Raw genomic sequence first — 16,746 nt, 5'->3', positions numbered from 1 at the left:
CCGTTCAATAGAAGACAAACAGCGGGGAAAAGAGAAAGGGTTAGCGGGCATGCCGCCCACCAACCCCTGAAACAGCTTATTGCAGGTTGGCGTTGATATAATCGATAGCCAATTGGACGGTGGTGATTTTTTCAGCTTCTTCGTCTGGAATTTCGCACTCGAATTCTTCTTCCAGAGCCATGACGAGTTCAACTGTGTCTAAAGAATCCGCACCAAGATCATCAACAAAAGACGCATCATTTGCGATTTCTTCCTTTACGCCTAATTGCTCCGCGACAATCTTTTTTACTCGTTCTTCGATATTACTCATATATTTTTCCTCGAACAATGCGAACACCTCATACGAAGCATTCACCTTATCTTTAGTGTTGTATTGTTAATTTGAAATCTCGTCACCGGCTAGGCCTAACGATTTGCAGGATTATACTTGATGTTCCAAAAAATTCACAACATTAGCCCGCACAAACGCAACAAGCTGATTGTTAATGCATTTTTGAACTCAGATTCTTGACGATTTCTTCGAGCGGCACCAAATTCAGCTTGATGCGGAACAAGATGGCCCGATTCGCCAACAATCCGTAACACTCATAAGTCCGCAACATGATATTGCTGTGATGCAGCGTATTGTCCTTCGACTCCGGCAATTGCCTCACCAGAATGTGCAATTTATCGTTGTTTTTAACCTGGGCCAGACATTCCCTGTCCACGGAAATGTCATGCGAAGTGTAGACCATCGGGTTGCGCTTGAAATCGTGATTTTCCAACTGCGCCTTTTCCAGCAATGCCCCGGACGTCAAACTGCAGGGAAAAATTTCCGGATAGCGCGCCACATGGGCCAATTCGTCAAAATAATCCGATTGCTCGGCCAAGGAACCCGATAAAAAGTTTTTCGCATTGCCATTGGTCATCCATTTGCGTTTCAAAAAAAACTCGGTGCCGGGCACCATGGATTTATCGGGAAGCCCATTGAGATCCGGCAGAGCGCTCAAATCGGTCTCCGCTAAAAATAAAGGCGCTTTGGTTTCTTTTTTATAGCCCAAAAGAATGGTTTTTCCGCGTGACTTCATCGTAATGCGATTGGTCAGCGTCAATTCGGGAATCGTGGCAATCAAGGTTTTTTTGATATCCAGCACCAACTCCTGCCGTGGCCGCAAGGCGTTGACGAAAGTAATCTGATAGTTACTGAAACGCAGCTGATTTTCGGCGATGATCTTATCTTCGTGCTGAGCCTCTCGATAAAGCCTTATCTGATGCTCGATCAGCGTATTCATCTGAAACCCCAGGACTATCGGTCCCTTGAACGGGTTATGGGTAACCTGCAACCATTTATGCTTGTCGTGAAACAAATTGAAGTCGTCCGAGGCGGCGCGGGCCACCTCGATATGTATTTGTTCGAAAATGAACGGCGAGTCTTTGGTCATAAAATGCTTATTGATCGATTTCTACTGTTTTAGCCATATCCCGATTGATCAGGAAGTAGACGAGGGGAATCACCACCAGCGAGAACAGGGTGGAGGCGATGATGCCGAAGATGAAGCTCCAGGCCAGGCCGGAGAAGATTGGGTCGAGCACGATCATCACCGAGCCCAGCACCGCGGAGGCGGCGGTCAGGAAGATCGGATTCAGGCGGGTGGCACCGGCCTCGATGATGGCGTCGATCAGGCAGATGGCCGGGTTGCCGCGGTAGATGCTCTCGATGAAGTCGATCAGGATGATGGAGTTGCGCACCACGATGCCGGCCAGCGCGATCATGCCGATCATCGCCGTTGCGGTGAAATAGATGGGGTCGGCATAGGCGCCGACGTCCTCGGCAAACAGGTTGATGAACCAGAAGCCGGGCATGATGCCGATCACGGTCAACGGGATCGCGATCATCATGATCAAGGGCACGCCCAGGGAGCCGGTCTGCCCAACCAGCAGGATGTAGATCATCACCATCGCCGCGGCGAAGGCCAGGCCCAAATCCCGGAACACGTCGACGGTGATCTTCCATTCGCCCTCGCCGGCCATTTCGGCGTGGTAGCCGGGCGGCAGCGGTTTTTCGTCCAGCTTGTCGCCCAAGTCCCACACCGCTTCCACCGGGCTGCGCCCCGCCATCTCGGCTAGCACGTAGGCGACCCGCTGCAGGTTCTTGTGGTAGATGCTCTGGTCGCCGGTCTGGTGTTCGAAATAACCGAGCTCGCCCAGATGGACCATGTCGCCGCGGGCGGACTTGACCGTCAAGGCCAGCAAATCGGCTTCCGACGAGCGGGCGGCGCGCGGCAGTTGCAGTTGTATTCGCAGCGGCTGGCGCTCGCTTTCGACGTGCAGGGTGCCGGCCAGCCCGCCTTCGACCGCCAGTTTCAGGCTGTGGGCCACTTGCTGGTTGCTGATGCCGAGCAAGGCGGCCTTGTCCTGATCGAGACGGAAATGCAGTTTGGCTTGCGGCGCTTCGACGTAGTCGTCGACGTCGACCACGCCTTCGCTGTGTTCCAGGTCGGCGCGCACGCGGTTAGACACCTGGAGGATGTCGGCGTAGCGGGCTTCCGGTGGGCCGTAGATTTCCGCGACCACGCTGGACAGCACCGGCGGCCCCGGCGGCATTTCCACGATCTTGATGTTGGCACCGTAGCGGCGTTCGATTTTGTCGATCTCGGGCCGCATCCTCAAGGCAATCGCATGCGATTGTTGTTCGCGCCGGGTTTTGTCGACCAGGACGATGCGCACATCGCCGACATAGGCGCCCTGCCGTAGGTAGTAATGCCGCACCATGCCGTTGAAATCCATCGGCGAGGCCAGGCCGACATAGGTCTGGTAGTGGCTGACTTCGTTGACGCTGGCCAGGTAGCGGCCGAGGGCGGCCGCGACTTCGTCGGTCGCCTCCAGCGAAGACCCGCGCGGCATGTCGATCACCAGTTGCAGTTCGTTTTTGTTGTCGAACGGCAAAAGTTTCAGCGGCACCACCCGGGTCACTGCCATCAGCGCGGACAGGACGAAGGCGATGAATACCGCCAGCAAAAACCACAGGGCGCGGGGCTTGCTGTGGAGTAGCGGCGCCATGATGGCTTGATAGGTCTTGAAACCGCGGGTTTGTTTCAGGTCGAATTCGGGGCCGTGCTGCTTGCCGTAGTCGCCTTTCAGCAGGCGGTAACTGGCCCACGGCGTGACGCTGAAGGCGATGATCAGCGACATCAGCATCGCGATCGGTACGTTGAAGGCCATCGGCGCCATGTAGGGGCCCATCATGCCGGTGATGAAGAACATCGGCACGAAGGACATGATCACGGCAAAGGTCGCCAGTATCGTCGGCGGCCGAATTTCGTCGACCGCGGTCAGCAGGGCCTGCAGCGGCGGTTCCTTGCGCAGCTTGTAATGGCGATGGATGTTTTCGACGTCGACGATGGGGTCGTCCACCAGCAAGCCCAGCGACAGGATCAGCGCGAACAGGGTCACGCGGTTGATGGTGTAGCCGAAGATCAAGTCCAGCAGCAAGGTCACCGCGAAGGTCATCGGCACCGCCAGGGAGACGATCAGCGATTCCTTGAAGCCCAGGGACAAGGCCAGCAGCACGATGATGGTGGCGATGGCGATGCCCAGGTGCATGACCAGTTCGTTGACTTTGTGGTCGGCGGTTTCGCCGTAGTCGCGCGCCACCGTGACCAGGACGTCGTCGGGAATCAGCGTGCCGTGCAGTTGTGCGGTCAGCGCCAGGACCTGCTCGGCGACGCCGACCGCATTGCTGCCGCGGCGCTTGGCGATGGCGAGGGTGGCGGTTTGCCGCTCTTCGCCCATTTCCGGCCAGGGGCCGGCGGCCTGGCCGACGGTTTTCATGTGCGCGACGCCGGGACCGAAGCCGATGCGGGTGTAGTACGGGGTATCGCGCGGGCCGTCTTGAATCTCGGCCACGTCGCGCAGATAGAGCAAGCGGCCGTCGACGTTTTTCACTACCGTGGCGCCGACTTGGTCGAGGGTTTGATAGTGCGGGCCGGCTTCCAGCAGGATTTCCTGGTTTTGCTGGTTCAGCGCGCCGGCGGACAGTTTGAGGTTGCTTTGCGCCAGGGCTTGCCGAATGTCCAGCAGACTGAGTTGGGCCGCCTGGAGCTTGGCCGGTTGCGGATAGACCGAAATCTGCCGCGGTGCGGCGCCGATGACCCAGCTCTTGCCGACGTCGTCGATCGCGCGCAGGCGTTCGATCAGTTCTTCGGCGATGCGGCGCAACGCCAGGTTGTCTTCGCAGGCCTTAGGCAGCGACAGATTCAGCAGCAAGATCGGCACATCGTCGATTTCCACCGGTTTGACCACCCAGTCGGTGACGCCGGGCGGAATGATGTCCAGATTGGCGTCCAGTTTGTCGCGGGTCTTGATCAGGCTGTCTTCGATGCTCTGCCCCACTTCGTAGCGCACGGTGACCAGGGCCTGGCCGGGGCTGGAGACGGAATAGACGTATTCGACGCCCTGGATCTGTTTCAGTAGCACTTCCAGCGGGGTGGCAACGCGTTTTTCGACTTCTTCGGCGCTGGCGCCGGGGTATTGCACGAACACGTCCATCACCGGCACGATGATTTGCGGGTCTTCCTCGCGCGGGGTCAAGATCAGGGCGGCAGCGCCGGCCAACAGCGAGATCAGCAGGAACAACAGCGAGAGGTGCGAGGTGGTGAACAGTCTGACGATGGCGACCGTCAGGCTGTCTTTTGTGTTTGCGGCCTTCTGCGTCATAACGCCAATCCGCCGTCAGCCAGAAGGGTTTCGCCGTCGCGCAGGCCGGACAGGACTTCGATTTGATCGCCGTAGCGCTTGCCGGTGCGGATGTGACGGGTATGCAGGCGGCCGTCTTCGACCACTTTGACGGCTTGCAGCTGGCCGTATTGCAGGACCGCGCCGAGCGGTATCAACAAGGCCTGGCGCTCGGCCTGGCAGCTCAGTTCCAGCCAGCCGAACTGTCCATGCCGCACGCCGGCGGCCGCGGGCAAGCTGAGTTTGAGCAGGCGGGTATGGGTGTGCGGGTCAATGTCCGGGGCGATTTCGTCGACTTGCGCGCTGAGCGTTGGCGCCAGGGCGTCCAGGCGTACCGTGGCCGTCATGCCCCGGCTGACCGAGGCCGCGCACTGGCTGGCAATCGCCGCTTCGAAGCGCAGCGCTTGCGCTTGGTACAGGGTGACGACGGTTTCGCTGGGCATGGCCATGTCGCCGGGTTCTTTCAAGCGCTCGCTGATCACGCCGTCGAACGGCGCCCGCAGGCTATTGTCCCCCAGCAGGACCTGGGCCTGGCGGGCCGCGCCGGCGGCTTGGCCGACCAGGGCGCGCGCGGCCTTGGCCTGGGCAAGGGCGGCGTCGTAGTCTTGTTGCGTGGCGGCTTGTTTGTCATACAAAGCGGCCGCGCGCTTTTCGTCGGCCGTGGCTTGCGCGGCCCGCGCCTGGGCGGCCGCCAACGCGGCTGTCGCGGCCTCATGCGCCGCGCGTAACTCGCGGTCGTCGAGCCGGGCCAGCACGTCGCCCTGCTTGACGCTGTCGCCGGGCCGCACGTTGACTTCGAGGACGCGCGCGCTCAGTTTCGGCGAGAGGTTCGCCACGGTCCGCGAGCGCACGCGGCCTTGCCAGGCGAGGGTATTGACGGCCGCCTGGGCGCCGACTTTAAAGGTTTTGGCGCCGGCGGGCAGGGTTTGGCCCGGCCCCGGGCTGACACCGGGCTCGACCTTGTCCGGTCCGCCCAAAATGCCCAGGGCATACAAGATCACCAGCATCAAGCCGCCGATGGCGGCGGCGGGCAGCAACCAGCGCGGCTGGCGGGAAGCGTTGTGTTCCGACATGTGAGGTATCCTATGTGCTCAGTTCCAAAAACCGGTGGCCAGTTTCAAGGCCGCGTCGGCACGCAAGGCGTCGTAACGGGCGGCGATGTCGCGGGTCCGGGCCTTGTCGCGCGCGACTTCGGCTTCGATATAACGGGTTACGGTGACGACGCCGGCGTTGCGCTGTTCGTTGACCAGGCGCAGGGCTTCTTCGGCGGCCCGCACCGCGACCGCGGTCACCCGTTCGCGGCTCAGGGCTTCCAGTAATTTCAGGTGCGCGGTCTTGACCTGGTTTTCCACCTGCAGCCGCATTTGCCGGGCGGCTTCGCGGGCGGCGGTCACGGCGTGCTCGGCGTGCTTGATCTTTTCCTGGGTGGCGAAGCCGGAAAACACGTCGACTTCGAGCGTCACGCCGGCGGTGACGTTGTCGCGGCGGGTGCTGTAGGCCAGGTCCTGGCTGTCGGAGCCGTAGCTGACGAAGGCGTCGGCGCGCGGTAAATGCCCGGCTTCGGCCATGTCGAGCTGTTTCTCGGCGATGGCGACCCGCTTTTGGGCGGCCTGCAAGCCGGGATGCTGACGCAGGGCCTGGTCCAGCAAGACCTCGAACCCGGCCGGCGTTTCAGGCAGGTTTTGCTCGAGCGGGGTCGCCAAGGCAAAATCCTGTGCCGCCGGCAAGCCCATCAGGGTTTTCAGCATGGCCTTGGCCATATCGATCGCATGGGTCGCCTGGATTTCCGCGTCCTGGGCTTCGGCCAATTGCACTTCCAGCGACAACACATCGGATTTCAACAGCGTGCCGGCCTCGAAACGGGTGCGGCTTTGCCCCAGCTGGGCCTGCACGGCTTCGATCGAGCGCTGGCTCACGGCGTGCGCGTCTTGCGCAGCCCAATAGCCGTAGTAGGTCGCGGTGACGTTGTCGATCAGCTGATGCCGGGTGGCGGTTTTTTCCAGCTCGGCGGTCTCTATCCCCCACTCCGCCGCCTGCTTGCGGTAATAGTCCTGACCACCGCGAAACAAGGCATAACTGGCGCTCACTTCCGGCCGGTAGTTGTCGACCCCGCCCGGATGGTTGAAATAACCGTCCCCCTTGGCAAAATCCAGCCGCCGCTGGGCGATGATCATCGCGAAGGCTTGCGAGGGATTGTCGCTGTGCAGATACGACAGGCTCGCCTTGATTTGCGGATAAAACGCCGCCAACGCCTCGCCCAATTGCGCATCCGCCTGCTCGATCCTCGCCTGCAATACCCCCAGCTCCGGATTGTTCTCCAGCGCATAATCGAGGGTTTGTTGCAATGTAAAAGTACGAGCCTCGACATCCGCCTGTGCCACTCGATAACCGAAAAACAGCAACACGATGACAAGCATGTGTATCAAAAATAACCGCATAAGCGCACCCAAACACCTCGCACGTAAGAATTTTCTAATATATTAGTTTAACCCAACCCTGCCGGCAATTTCCTGCCTATAGGGCAACTGTAGCCTGTAATTCATAAAAGCGTTAATCAAAAAACTGCAAAATGAATGCTTGAAATGTTTGATCAGCATGGTAACTTTAGCGCTCTTAGCACAATCACTACCATAATAAGAACTACCGAGAGGACATATCGCATGAGCATTGATGACAACACCAACGAATCAGAAAACTTGACTCCAGCGGAGGAAACCAGCCAACCCGCGATCGAAACACCAGTCGCTGCCGGCAACATGATTTCCAAGCTGCTTGAATTGAAGGAGTCCAATCCAAAGGTATTTTTCGGCGGCATTGGCGGGGTTGCTCTGCTATTGGTGGTCCTGATGATGAGCGGCGGATCCGATAATAAACTGCCAGTTCATCAAACCAAACCTATGGTGGTTGGACAGAGTTATGTCCTAAAAAGCCCTAACACTTACGACCCTAACGCTACCATCCGTTTGGTAGCGGTACCTGGCTCCATGGCTGCCTATGACGATTCGGAAGAAAACGATCGTGAAGGCGCATGCAAGCACATGCCGCAAGGAACTACCGTCAAGCTGGCTCAGTCCATGAACGACAGCACAGATAAGAATCTGGTATGGGCGGAAGTGGAAATCACTGCTGCAGGCGAATGCCAAGGCAAGAAAGCCTGGACTTCGGCCATCAATTTACAATAAAAATTTGCAAAACTGTTGACACGTAATTTTTATTGCTTATAATGCACGTATCGAAAGCAAAGCGGGAATAGCTCAGTTGGTAGAGCACAACCTTGCCAAGGTTGGGGTCGCGAGTTCGAGTCTCGTTTCCCGCTCCAAATTTTAAAAGCCGCGACTACGCGGCTTTTTTATTTAAGACAAAGGCTGCGTAGCAAAGTGGTTATGCAGCGGCCTGCAAAGCCGTATACACCGGTTCGATTCCGGTCGCAGCCTCCATATAATCAAGCGCGCAAAACGCATGCGTAAAGCGGGAATAGCTCAGTTGGTAGAGCACAACCTTGCCAAGGTTGGGGTCGCGAGTTCGAGTCTCGTTTCCCGCTCCAAATCATTCCAATCAAGCCCTTACGACTTGATAACCCGCCAGGGCTAAAACAGATTATCCCCAAAAATCGCACCGTAGACACCAATAGAGCATCGCACCCCCCGTGTTGACTGCCGCTTTGCGGCTCAGGAAATAACGATATTGCGGCGCGACAATCCGAACGGGCACCGCTTCGTTACCAGCGCGCCGCCAATTTCAGGCGAAACCGCCAACTCCGTAACCTGCCACGCCAATACCGGCCCATAATCAGGCGGAATCGCCAACAATTGCCCACCCACTTCGAGTTCGAACTCGCACAATTCCAAACCCAACGCAATGCCGCGTCCGACTGCCTTGACAAAGGCTTCTTTTTTGGTCCACAACCGATAGAAACATTGCAATTTTTGATCTTGCGGTAATTGGCGCCAGCCGGTCAGTTCATTGGCCGAAAAGCAGCGTTCGGCCAGACTATCCAAACTCGGACGCATCTTGATGGTTTCGACATCGATTCCGATGTCGGCAAAATTGGCCACCGCAATCATCAGGACGTCGGCTGAATGAGAAAGATTGAAATGCAAAGAGCCGCACAGCAAGCTGGGTTTGCCGTATTCGTTGACTTCAAACCGCAAACTTTCCGGCGCAACATCAAGGTAGCCCGCCAAGGTCTGCCGCAACATCCCACGCACGGCGATATAACGATCACGCATCTGCGGCAACTTGAACGTTTGCGCCCTTTCCCGCTCGTCCTGCCCCAAAAACCCAAACAGGCTCCGTATTTGCTCAGCCGCCAATGTCAACCGACCTTCCCAAACATCGACAAATTGCGATACCAACACCGCTTCCTGCTGCCGTATTTCCACTTCTAATCCCCTGCAAAACCTAGGTAAAACGCTTGTTTTTCTTGACGAAAGCCGCTAAAGACAGTAGTTTACTCTCCCTTTTTTGTATAAAGCATTTTCAGGTTTGATTAGCATTTTGAGGACATAAAATTGGAACTCAGCGGCGGACAAATTGTTGTCCAGTGTCTTAAAGACGAAGGTGTCGAATATATCTTTGGCTATCCAGGTGGCTCGGTTTTGCACATCTATGATGCCATTTTTCATCAAGACGACGTAAAACATATTTTGGTGCGGCACGAACAAGGCGCCACGCATTCGGCCGATGCCTACGCGCGCGCCACCGGCAAACCCGGCGTAGTGCTGGTGACTTCGGGCCCCGGCGCCACCAACGCCGTGACTGGCATCGCCACGGCCTATATGGATTCGATTCCGATGGTGGTCATTTCCGGACAGGTGCCCTCGCCTGTCATCGGCAGCGACGCCTTTCAAGAGGTCGATACCGTCGGCATTACCCGCCCTTGCGTCAAACATAACTTCCTGGTCAAGGATGTCAATGACATCGCCGAGACCATGAAAAAGGCTTTTTATCTGGCCACCACCGGCAGACCCGGTCCTGTCCTGGTCGACATCCCCAAGGACATTACCGACCCGAACATCAAGGTACCCTACAAGTACCCGAAAAAAGTCAGCATGCGCTCTTACAACCCGGTCGTGGTCGGCCACAAGGGCCAGATCAAGCGCGCCGTCGAGGTATTGTTGTCGGCGCAACGGCCTATCATTTATTCCGGCGGCGGCGTGATCCTGGGCGAAGGGCACAAGGAATTGACCGAACTGACCCAAATGCTGGGCTACCCCATCACCAACACGTTGATGGGCCTGGGCGCTTACCCTGCCACTGACAAACAGTTTTTGGGCATGCTGGGCATGCACGGCACCTACGAAGCCAACATGGCGATGCATGAAAGCGACGTGATCCTAGCCGTAGGCGCACGCTTCGACGACCGCGTCACCGGCAAGCTGGCCGAATTTTGTCCTTATGCCAAGATCATTCATATCGATGTCGACCCCTCATCGATTTCCAAAACCGTGCGCGTCGACATTCCCATCGTCGGTGAAGTGAAGCCCGTGTTGCAGCAGATGATGGAACTGATCAAGGAAAGCAAAATCAAGCCATCCAAACCAGCACTGGAAGCCTGGTGGCAATTGATTCAAAGCTGGCGCGATGTCAACTGCCTGGATTACGATCGCAACAGTTCGTTCATCAAACCGCAGTTCGTCATCGAGCAGCTGTACGAAGTAACCAAGGGCGATGCCTACATCACATCCGATGTCGGCCAGCATCAGATGTACGCGGCCCAGTATTACAAGTTTGACAAACCGCGCCGTTGGATCAATTCCGGTGGCCTCGGCACGATGGGCTTTGGCTTGCCTGCCGCGATCGGCGTAAAGCTGGCCTTCCCGGATGCCGATGTCGCCTGCGTAACGGGAGAGGCCAGTATCCAGATGTGCATACAGGAGCTGTCGACGGCGCTGCAATACCACACGCCGGTCAAGATCATCAATCTGAACAACCGTTACATGGGCATGGTGAGGCAATGGCAGGAGTTTTCCTACCAGAGCCGTTACTCGCAATCCTACATGGACACCATCCCGGAATTCGTCAAGCTGGCGGAAGCTTATGGCCACGTTGGCATAAGGATCGAAAAACCGGCCGACGTACGCGATGCGCTAAAAGAGGCCTTCGCGATGAAAGACAGAACGGTATTTTTGGATTTCATCACCGACCGTACCGAAAACGTGTATCCGATGATCGAGGCCGGCAAGGCTCATCATGACATGAAGCTGCGGGTCGCTCCAGGCACTCCGCTGAACAGGGAGTTATCATAAATGAGACATATCATCTCGATCCTGATTGAAAACGAAGCCGGCGCCTTGTCGCGAGTATCTGGCCTGTTCTCGGCGCGCGGCTACAATATCGAATCATTGACCGTGGCGCCGACCGAAGATGGCAGTCTATCCCGCATGACGTTGGTCACCCGCGGCAACGATGAAGTGATAGAACAAATCACCAAGCAACTGAATAAGCTGATCGATGTGGTCAAATTGATCGATCTGGCCGAAGCCCCGCATATCGAGCGCGAGCTGATGCTGGTCAAGATCAAAACCACTCCGGAAACGCGGGAAGAGGCCAAACGCATGGCCGATATCTTCCGCGGCAAAATCATAGACGTGACCACGACCAGTTATGTCGTCGAAATGACCGGCGAATCCAGTAAACTGGATGCCTTCGTTCATGGCCTGGACCCCGATTGCATCATCGAAGTGGTGCGCTCCGGCCCGACCGGCATTTCCCGAGGCGAAAAAGGCTTACATCTTTAATTAACACCATCATAACAAGAGAAAATCTATGCAAGTTTATTACGACAAAGACGCCGACCTGTCGGTCATCAGAGGCAAAAAAGTAGCCATCATCGGTTACGGTTCACAAGGCCATGCCCACGCCAACAACCTGAAAGATTCAGGCGTTGACGTCGTCGTCGGCCTGCGCGCCAATTCCGCGTCTGTCGCCAAAGCGCAAAACAGCGGCCTGACCGTCAAGGAAGTACCGGAAGCCGTCGCCGGCGCCGACGTAGTGATGATCCTGACTCCGGACGAGTTCCAATCCAAACTGTACAAGGAAGAAATCGAACCCAACATCAAGCAAGGCGCCGCGTTGGCCTTCGCCCACGGTTTCTCGATTCTGTACAACCAAGTCGTGCCACGTGCCGATCTGGACGTGATCATGATCGCGCCTAAAGCGCCGGGTCACACCGTGCGCTCCGAATTCGTCAAAGGCGGCGGCATTCCTGACTTGATTGCGATTCACCAGGACGCTTCAGGCCAAGCCAAAGCCATCTGCTTGTCTTATGCTTCCGCGATCGGCGGCGGCCGTTCCGGCATCATCGAAACCACCTTCCGCGACGAAACCGAAACCGACTTGTTCGGCGAGCAAGCGGTATTGTGCGGCGGCGCGGTGGAACTGGTCAAAGCCGGTTTCGAAACCCTGACCGAAGCGGGTTATCCGCCTGAAATGGCCTATTTCGAGTGCCTGCACGAACTGAAACTGATCGTGGACCTGATGTACGAAGGCGGCATTGCCAACATGAACTACTCGATCTCCAACAACGCGGAATACGGCGAATACGTCACCGGCCCGCGCGTGATCAACGAAGAAAGCCGCTGGGCGATGAAACAAGCCCTGGAAGACATTCAACAAGGCAAATACGCCAAGCAGTTCATCCTGGAAGGCCAAACCGGCTATCCGGAAATGACAGCCAGACGCCGCCTGAACGCCGAACATCCGATCGAAGTGGTCGGCGCCAAATTGCGCGGCATGATGCCATGGATCAAGGCCAACCAAATCGTCGATAAAAGCAAAAACTAAGCGACCGTTAACCAGTAAAAAGCCCATCCCAGGATGGGCTTTTTTTTGCGTGCCAACCATAGATTCCGAATCTGCAATTTTTGCGAACAATCCTTGCCACAAGCGGCTGAACTGGCCAACACTTCTTGGCAGCCTGATAACTGAGACAAAAAGGAATTGGCATAGACTTTTCGCGCATAAAATTTCGGCAGTGGTGAATTTTGCCCCGCAGAGTTTTAAAATACCGCTCCCAGCACATTAAACCTAACGGCAGCAAGTCCACGAAAATCACGAAATACACGAAATAAATCATTGCGTTATGAAGCTTATCGATTCACCTGTTAGGTGCTGCTCTTGGGCGTGATAACTGTTTGAAAATTTTCGTGATTTTTCTGTGTTTCGTGGACCAAATGATTTTTCAAGGTTAAACGGCATCAATGGCTTACCCCGAGCGCCGTTTCTGTGACTTTTTGAATGGCAGACAAGTAGCTGTTTGTCCTTGAATTGTCATCTAAACAGGATAGCGAGCCGCTAGTGCTCCATGTACAATGCCACTGAATTCCCCACTTCAACTCAGTACTATGATAGAAAATCAATTGCCCAAGCGCCATCGTGGTATCTATTTGTTACCTAACCTGTTCACTACCGGCGCCATGTTTGCCGGCTTTTACGCCATTACCTCGGCCATTAACGGACGTTTCGAAACCGCCGCCATCGCCATGTTCGTCGCGATGGTACTCGATGGCCTGGATGGTCGTGTCGCCCGTTTGACCAACACCCAAAGCGAATTCGGCGTGCAGTACGACAGCCTGTCCGACATGGTGTCCTTTGGCGCAGCGCCAGCGATTGTCATGTACCTGTGGACACTGTCCAGCATGGGCCAAGTCGGCTTGTTCGCCGCGTTCGTACACATGGCCGGCGGCGCCTTGCGCCTGGCGCGATTCAACACTCAAGTCGAGGTAGCCGACAAACGTTATTTTCAAGGCTTGCCCAGCCCTGCCGCCGCCGCCATTTTGGCCGGCGGATTATGGTTTTGCGTGGAAAACGGCTACGACGTGGAAAACTTCAAATATCTGGTGTTGATAACGACGATAGCCACCGGTTTGCTGATGGTCAGCAATTTTCGCTATTCCAGCTTCAAAGAAATTGATTTCAAAAATCGGGTACCATTCATCGTCACCATTTTGGCAATGCTGGTGATCAGCTTCGTGATGGCGCAACCACAGCGCATGCTGTTCCTGCTCTCAGTCGGTTACGCAATCTCCGGCCCTATCGTAACGCTGGTGATGCGTAAAAAACGCCTGCAGAGTCGAAAATCATGAGCGATCGCCATGCATGACGGCAAACGGCTGCTTCATGCACTCGACAGTCTGTGGACCAAGTACCAAAAGCGCCTGACAGACTGTCACCATCGGCCCACCGAGGAGGCCGTGCATAAGCTCCGCATAAGCACACGGCGCCTCCTCGCTCTAATCGAATTACTCAAAACCCTCTCTCCGCACCCTTCCTTACAAAAACTACGCAAGAATCTCAAAACTCAGCTCGACGCCTTCGACGAGTTGCGCGACACGCAGGTGATGCTGCTAGAAATCACCGCCAAACAAGACAGCCTCCCTGATCTTCTGCCTTTTTTCCGGCAATTACAGCTGAACGAACAATGGCTGCTGGCGCAAACACCGGCAAGATTACAAGCCATCGACCAGCCCAAAATACACGCGCGTTTTAAAAAATCGCATGCCCATCTATCGCAAACGCTTGGCAAAGCCCATCTAAAACCGCGCATCTTGACCGTCATTGACGAAACTTATCAAGCTGCCATGGCGCGTTATCAAGCCATTGATGTGGCTCAGCCCGACACGATCCATCGCTTACGCATCGCCGTGAAAAAACTGCGCTATATGCTGGAAGCCGGTCAAGCCCTGTTGCCGCCGCTGCCGGAAGATCATATCGAACAATTGCATGCTTATCTGACCCGCATGGGCGAGTTCCAGGACTCCAGCGTATTGCTGCTCAACCTGAAGGCTTTTTTTGGCGAGCAAGTGCCATCGTCAATCCAAAGCTATTATCAGCATCGGCATGGCACTATACTCAGTACTTTTATATCCAAGCGGGAACACATCAAACTATTTTGGAGACCGAGTTCCAAACAGGCTTTTCCCTGGGAATCATGCCCTCCCTAGCAAAACAACTCCCTTGGAAGAACTGAATAGCGTATATCTTTACTTTCACTGCTCATAGAGGAGCAAGCCTAATGAAAAAAATACTAGTGCTGGTGCTATTTGCCGTCGCCTTGTTTTTTCCACTCTCGAATTTATTGGGCCTTCAGGGCAAAAATGAACCGATTACCGTGGGGGCTGGCCATTCCGAAAACTTTGCCAAGGCTTCTGCAATCATGCAGGACAAATGCGTGGACTGCCATGCGCCCGGCATGCTGCGGAAACCGTTCTACGCCGATTTCCCGGTTGCCAAGCAATTGATGGAAAAAGACATCGCCCAAGCCAGCCAGCGCATGGTTCTGACCAGAAAACTGTTCAGCGGCGAGGACGCCTTTAGCCCGGTAATGCTGGCCAGACTGGAGCATGTCGTATTAAACGACAGCATGCCGCCGGCACTGTATCTGACGATGCATTGGACCGATCATTTGAGCGCCGGTGAAAAACAAACCCTGCAAGCCTGGATAGCCGAAGAACGCGCCAAATTGCCCTGGAGCCAGGATGCTGCCCCAGAATTCAAGGGCGAGCCGGTACACCCCTTGCCGCTGACGCTCAATCTCGATGCCGAAAAAGTCGCCTTGGGCAAACAGTTGTTCCACGACCGCAGACTGTCCGGCGACGACACCATCAACTGCGCCTCCTGCCATGATCTGACACGCGGCGGCACCGATCAAGCCAAGGTATCCACCGGCATCCGTGGCCAGCAAGGCCCCATCAATTCACCGACCGTCTACGACGCGATGTACAACATCGCCCAATTCTGGGACGGCCGCGCCAAGGATTTGCAGGAACAAGCCGCCGGGCCTGTCGCCAACCCGCTGGAAATGGGCGCGCAATGGGACGAAGTCGTGGAAAAACTCAACCAAGTGCCGGAATACCAGATGGCTTTCGCCAGACTGTATCCCGGACAAGGCCTGAGCAAAGCCAGCGTGACGGATGCGATCGCGGTATTCGAACAATCGCTGGTCACGGCCAACTCCCGCTTCGATCAATATCTGCGCGGCAATACGGCCATTTTGAGTGACGACGAGAAACAAGGTTACGCCTTGTTCAAAATCCACTGCGCCTCCTGCCATTCCGGTCCAGCCCTGGGCGGGCTGTCCTTCGAAAAAATGGGCGTCAAACACGACTATTTCAAGCAGCGCGGCGGCGAGTTGACGGATGCCGACAACGGCCGTTTCAATGTGACGAAAGACGAAAAAGACCGCCATGTCTTCAAGGTGCCGGTGTTGCGCAATATCGAGATGACGTTCCCGTATTTTCACGATGGCTCCACCCACAATCTGGCCAAAGCAGTCGAAATCATGGGCAAAGATCAAGTCGACAGGGAATTCACACATGACGAAACAGCCAAATTGGTGGCGTTTTTATTAACCCTGAACGGCGAATATAAAGGTAAGCCGGTCTCGCATTTGACCGCCGAAGACCTGAAATGAACAGACCTTTCGTGCGGCAATTTCAACCTTGACAGGAGAAGACCATGAGAAGAATCTATTTTTTAGTACCCAATCTGGAAACCACGCATAAAGTCGTCGATGAACTACGCGCGGAAGGCATAGAGGATAGACATATCCATGTACTGGCAACGCGTGACACGCCACTGAGCGACATGCCGGAGGCCTCGGTATTCGAAAAAACCGATTTCCTTCCGGCCATGGAGCGCGGCGCCGCGCTGGGTGCCACGACCGGGCTGCTGGCTGGCCTGGTCGGTTTGCGCTTCGCCGGATTTGCGATAGCCGGCGGGCCGGTGCTGGGCATTTTGGCCTTTGGCGCCACCATCGGCACCATCATGAGCGGCCTGGCCGGCCTTCAGGTCGGTAATTCCAGAGTCAGGGATTATGCCGAGGCGATCGAGAACGGAGCGGTATTGGTGTTGGTGGATATAGCCAAAGAACGCATAGATGCCATCAATCAAGCCATCGGCAAACACCATCCGACCGCGGAATTCGAAGGCATAGAGCCCCTGCTGCCGCCTGCCATATAAATACCCCATCTGCTTTAGATGGAGACACGGTAACCAGCAACTCCAGCCTGGGTTTGCTTTTTTGATTTAACA

Annotated in this window: 15 protein-coding genes and 3 tRNA genes; 12 read left to right on the top strand and 6 right to left on the bottom strand. The window is 55.8% G+C overall.

Features of this window, described 5'->3' with window-relative positions:
* Positions 1-76: 76 nt before the first annotated feature.
* The 4 genes from acpP to NM686_RS03945 all read right to left on the bottom strand — a co-directional run bounded on the left by acpP (position 77) and on the right by NM686_RS03945 (position 5,564).
* Positions 77-310, bottom strand: coding sequence for an acyl carrier protein (gene acpP, locus NM686_RS03960; protein ID WP_013820083.1), 234 nt, complete (start codon positions 308-310; stop codon positions 77-79).
* 172 nt (positions 311-482) lie between these two features.
* Entirely contained in the window at positions 483-1,421 is a 939-nt protein-coding gene (locus tag NM686_RS03955; RefSeq protein WP_255186585.1) for a hypothetical protein, read from the bottom strand.
* A 7-nt stretch (positions 1,422-1,428) separates the two neighbouring features.
* On the bottom strand, positions 1,429-4,695 hold the full coding sequence (locus NM686_RS03950) for an efflux RND transporter permease subunit (RefSeq protein ID WP_269022375.1): 3,267 nt from the start codon (positions 4,693-4,695) through the stop codon (positions 1,429-1,431).
* Positions 4,692-5,564: an efflux RND transporter periplasmic adaptor subunit gene (locus NM686_RS03945; protein ID WP_255188568.1), complete on the bottom strand. Its 873-nt coding sequence runs from the start codon at positions 5,562-5,564 to the stop codon at positions 4,692-4,694. Before NM686_RS03945 ends, NM686_RS03950 begins: the two co-directional genes overlap by 4 nt.
* Here NM686_RS03945 and NM686_RS03940 point away from each other — a divergent pair.
* The gene (locus NM686_RS03940; protein ID WP_269023023.1) at positions 5,503-5,790 is read left to right on the top strand and encodes a hypothetical protein; all 288 of its coding nucleotides are present in this window, start codon (positions 5,503-5,505) and stop codon (positions 5,788-5,790) included. The genes NM686_RS03945 and NM686_RS03940 overlap by 62 nt on opposite strands.
* A 14-nt stretch (positions 5,791-5,804) precedes the next feature.
* On the opposite strand, the gene NM686_RS03935 is transcribed toward NM686_RS03940, so the two are convergent.
* The gene (locus NM686_RS03935; RefSeq protein ID WP_269022374.1) at positions 5,805-7,151 is read right to left on the bottom strand and encodes a TolC family protein; all 1,347 of its coding nucleotides are present in this window, start codon (positions 7,149-7,151) and stop codon (positions 5,805-5,807) included.
* Positions 7,152-7,373: 222 nt separating this feature from the next.
* On the opposite strand from NM686_RS03935, the gene NM686_RS03930 reads away from it, so the two are divergent.
* From NM686_RS03930 to NM686_RS03915, 4 genes are all read left to right on the top strand, one after another.
* On the top strand, positions 7,374-7,895 hold the full coding sequence (locus NM686_RS03930) for a hypothetical protein (RefSeq protein ID WP_255186581.1): 522 nt from the start codon (positions 7,374-7,376) through the stop codon (positions 7,893-7,895).
* Positions 7,896-7,956: 61 nt separating this feature from the next.
* A tRNA-Gly gene (locus tag NM686_RS03925) sits at positions 7,957-8,032 on the top strand.
* A gap of 44 nt (positions 8,033-8,076) precedes the next feature.
* Positions 8,077-8,150: transfer RNA gene (locus NM686_RS03920), tRNA-Cys, on the top strand.
* Positions 8,151-8,181: 31 nt separating this feature from the next.
* Positions 8,182-8,257 (top strand) — tRNA-Gly (locus tag NM686_RS03915).
* 124 nt (positions 8,258-8,381) lie between these two features.
* Here the strand turns inward: NM686_RS03915 and NM686_RS03910 are convergent.
* Positions 8,382-9,095 (bottom strand): 4'-phosphopantetheinyl transferase family protein, encoded by a 714-nt coding sequence (locus NM686_RS03910; RefSeq protein WP_255186580.1) that lies wholly within the window; start codon positions 9,093-9,095, stop codon positions 8,382-8,384.
* Positions 9,096-9,224: 129 nt separating this feature from the next.
* Between NM686_RS03910 and NM686_RS03905 the strand changes: the two genes are divergently transcribed.
* The 7 genes from NM686_RS03905 to NM686_RS03875 all read left to right on the top strand — a co-directional run bounded on the left by NM686_RS03905 (position 9,225) and on the right by NM686_RS03875 (position 16,674).
* On the top strand, positions 9,225-10,961 hold the full coding sequence (locus tag NM686_RS03905; protein ID WP_255186579.1) for an acetolactate synthase 3 large subunit: 1,737 nt from the start codon (positions 9,225-9,227) through the stop codon (positions 10,959-10,961).
* The gene (gene ilvN / locus NM686_RS03900) at positions 10,962-11,453 is read left to right on the top strand and encodes an acetolactate synthase small subunit (protein WP_255186578.1); all 492 of its coding nucleotides are present in this window, start codon (positions 10,962-10,964) and stop codon (positions 11,451-11,453) included.
* A 28-nt stretch (positions 11,454-11,481) separates the two neighbouring features.
* Positions 11,482-12,498, top strand: coding sequence for a ketol-acid reductoisomerase (ilvC, locus tag NM686_RS03895; RefSeq protein ID WP_255186577.1), 1,017 nt, complete (start codon positions 11,482-11,484; stop codon positions 12,496-12,498).
* A gap of 560 nt (positions 12,499-13,058) precedes the next feature.
* Positions 13,059-13,799 carry a CDP-diacylglycerol--serine O-phosphatidyltransferase gene (pssA, locus tag NM686_RS03890; RefSeq protein ID WP_255186576.1) on the top strand — a complete coding sequence of 247 codons (741 nt, stop codon included), beginning with the start codon at positions 13,059-13,061 and terminating at the stop codon, positions 13,797-13,799.
* A 9-nt stretch (positions 13,800-13,808) separates the two neighbouring features.
* Positions 13,809-14,657: a CHAD domain-containing protein gene (locus NM686_RS03885; protein ID WP_255186575.1), complete on the top strand. Its 849-nt coding sequence runs from the start codon at positions 13,809-13,811 to the stop codon at positions 14,655-14,657.
* Between the two features lie 71 nt (positions 14,658-14,728).
* On the top strand, positions 14,729-16,126 hold the full coding sequence (locus NM686_RS03880; protein WP_255186574.1) for a cytochrome c peroxidase: 1,398 nt from the start codon (positions 14,729-14,731) through the stop codon (positions 16,124-16,126).
* 44 nt (positions 16,127-16,170) lie between these two features.
* Entirely contained in the window at positions 16,171-16,674 is a 504-nt protein-coding gene (locus tag NM686_RS03875; protein WP_255186573.1) for a general stress protein, read from the top strand.
* Positions 16,675-16,746: the final 72 nt, after the last annotated feature.

The sequence above is a fragment of the Methylomonas rapida genome, assembly GCF_024360925.2.
GTDB lineage: Bacteria > Pseudomonadota > Gammaproteobacteria > Methylococcales > Methylomonadaceae > Methylomonas > Methylomonas rapida.
This window is presented reverse-complemented; position numbering and strand designations above follow the sequence as displayed.

Excerpts from the sequence above, each read along its gene's own strand:
- NM686_RS03935 (WP_269022374.1), bottom strand. The coding sequence starts at position 7,151 with ATGCGGTTATTTTTGATACACATGCTTGTCATCGTGTTGCTGTTTTTC.
- NM686_RS03930 (WP_255186581.1), top strand. The coding sequence starts at position 7,374 with ATGAGCATTGATGACAACACCAACGAATCAGAAAACTTGACTCCAGCG.
- NM686_RS03955 (WP_255186585.1), bottom strand. The coding sequence starts at position 1,421 with ATGACCAAAGACTCGCCGTTCATTTTCGAACAAATACATATCGAGGTG.
- NM686_RS03880 (WP_255186574.1), top strand. The coding sequence starts at position 14,729 with ATGAAAAAAATACTAGTGCTGGTGCTATTTGCCGTCGCCTTGTTTTTT.
- NM686_RS03875 (WP_255186573.1), top strand. The coding sequence starts at position 16,171 with ATGAGAAGAATCTATTTTTTAGTACCCAATCTGGAAACCACGCATAAA.
- pssA (WP_255186576.1), top strand. The coding sequence starts at position 13,059 with ATGATAGAAAATCAATTGCCCAAGCGCCATCGTGGTATCTATTTGTTA.
- NM686_RS03950 (WP_269022375.1), bottom strand. The coding sequence starts at position 4,695 with ATGACGCAGAAGGCCGCAAACACAAAAGACAGCCTGACGGTCGCCATC.
- ilvC (WP_255186577.1), top strand. The coding sequence starts at position 11,482 with ATGCAAGTTTATTACGACAAAGACGCCGACCTGTCGGTCATCAGAGGC.
- acpP (WP_013820083.1), bottom strand. The coding sequence starts at position 310 with ATGAGTAATATCGAAGAACGAGTAAAAAAGATTGTCGCGGAGCAATTA.
- ilvN (WP_255186578.1), top strand. The coding sequence starts at position 10,962 with ATGAGACATATCATCTCGATCCTGATTGAAAACGAAGCCGGCGCCTTG.
- NM686_RS03885 (WP_255186575.1), top strand. The coding sequence starts at position 13,809 with ATGCATGACGGCAAACGGCTGCTTCATGCACTCGACAGTCTGTGGACC.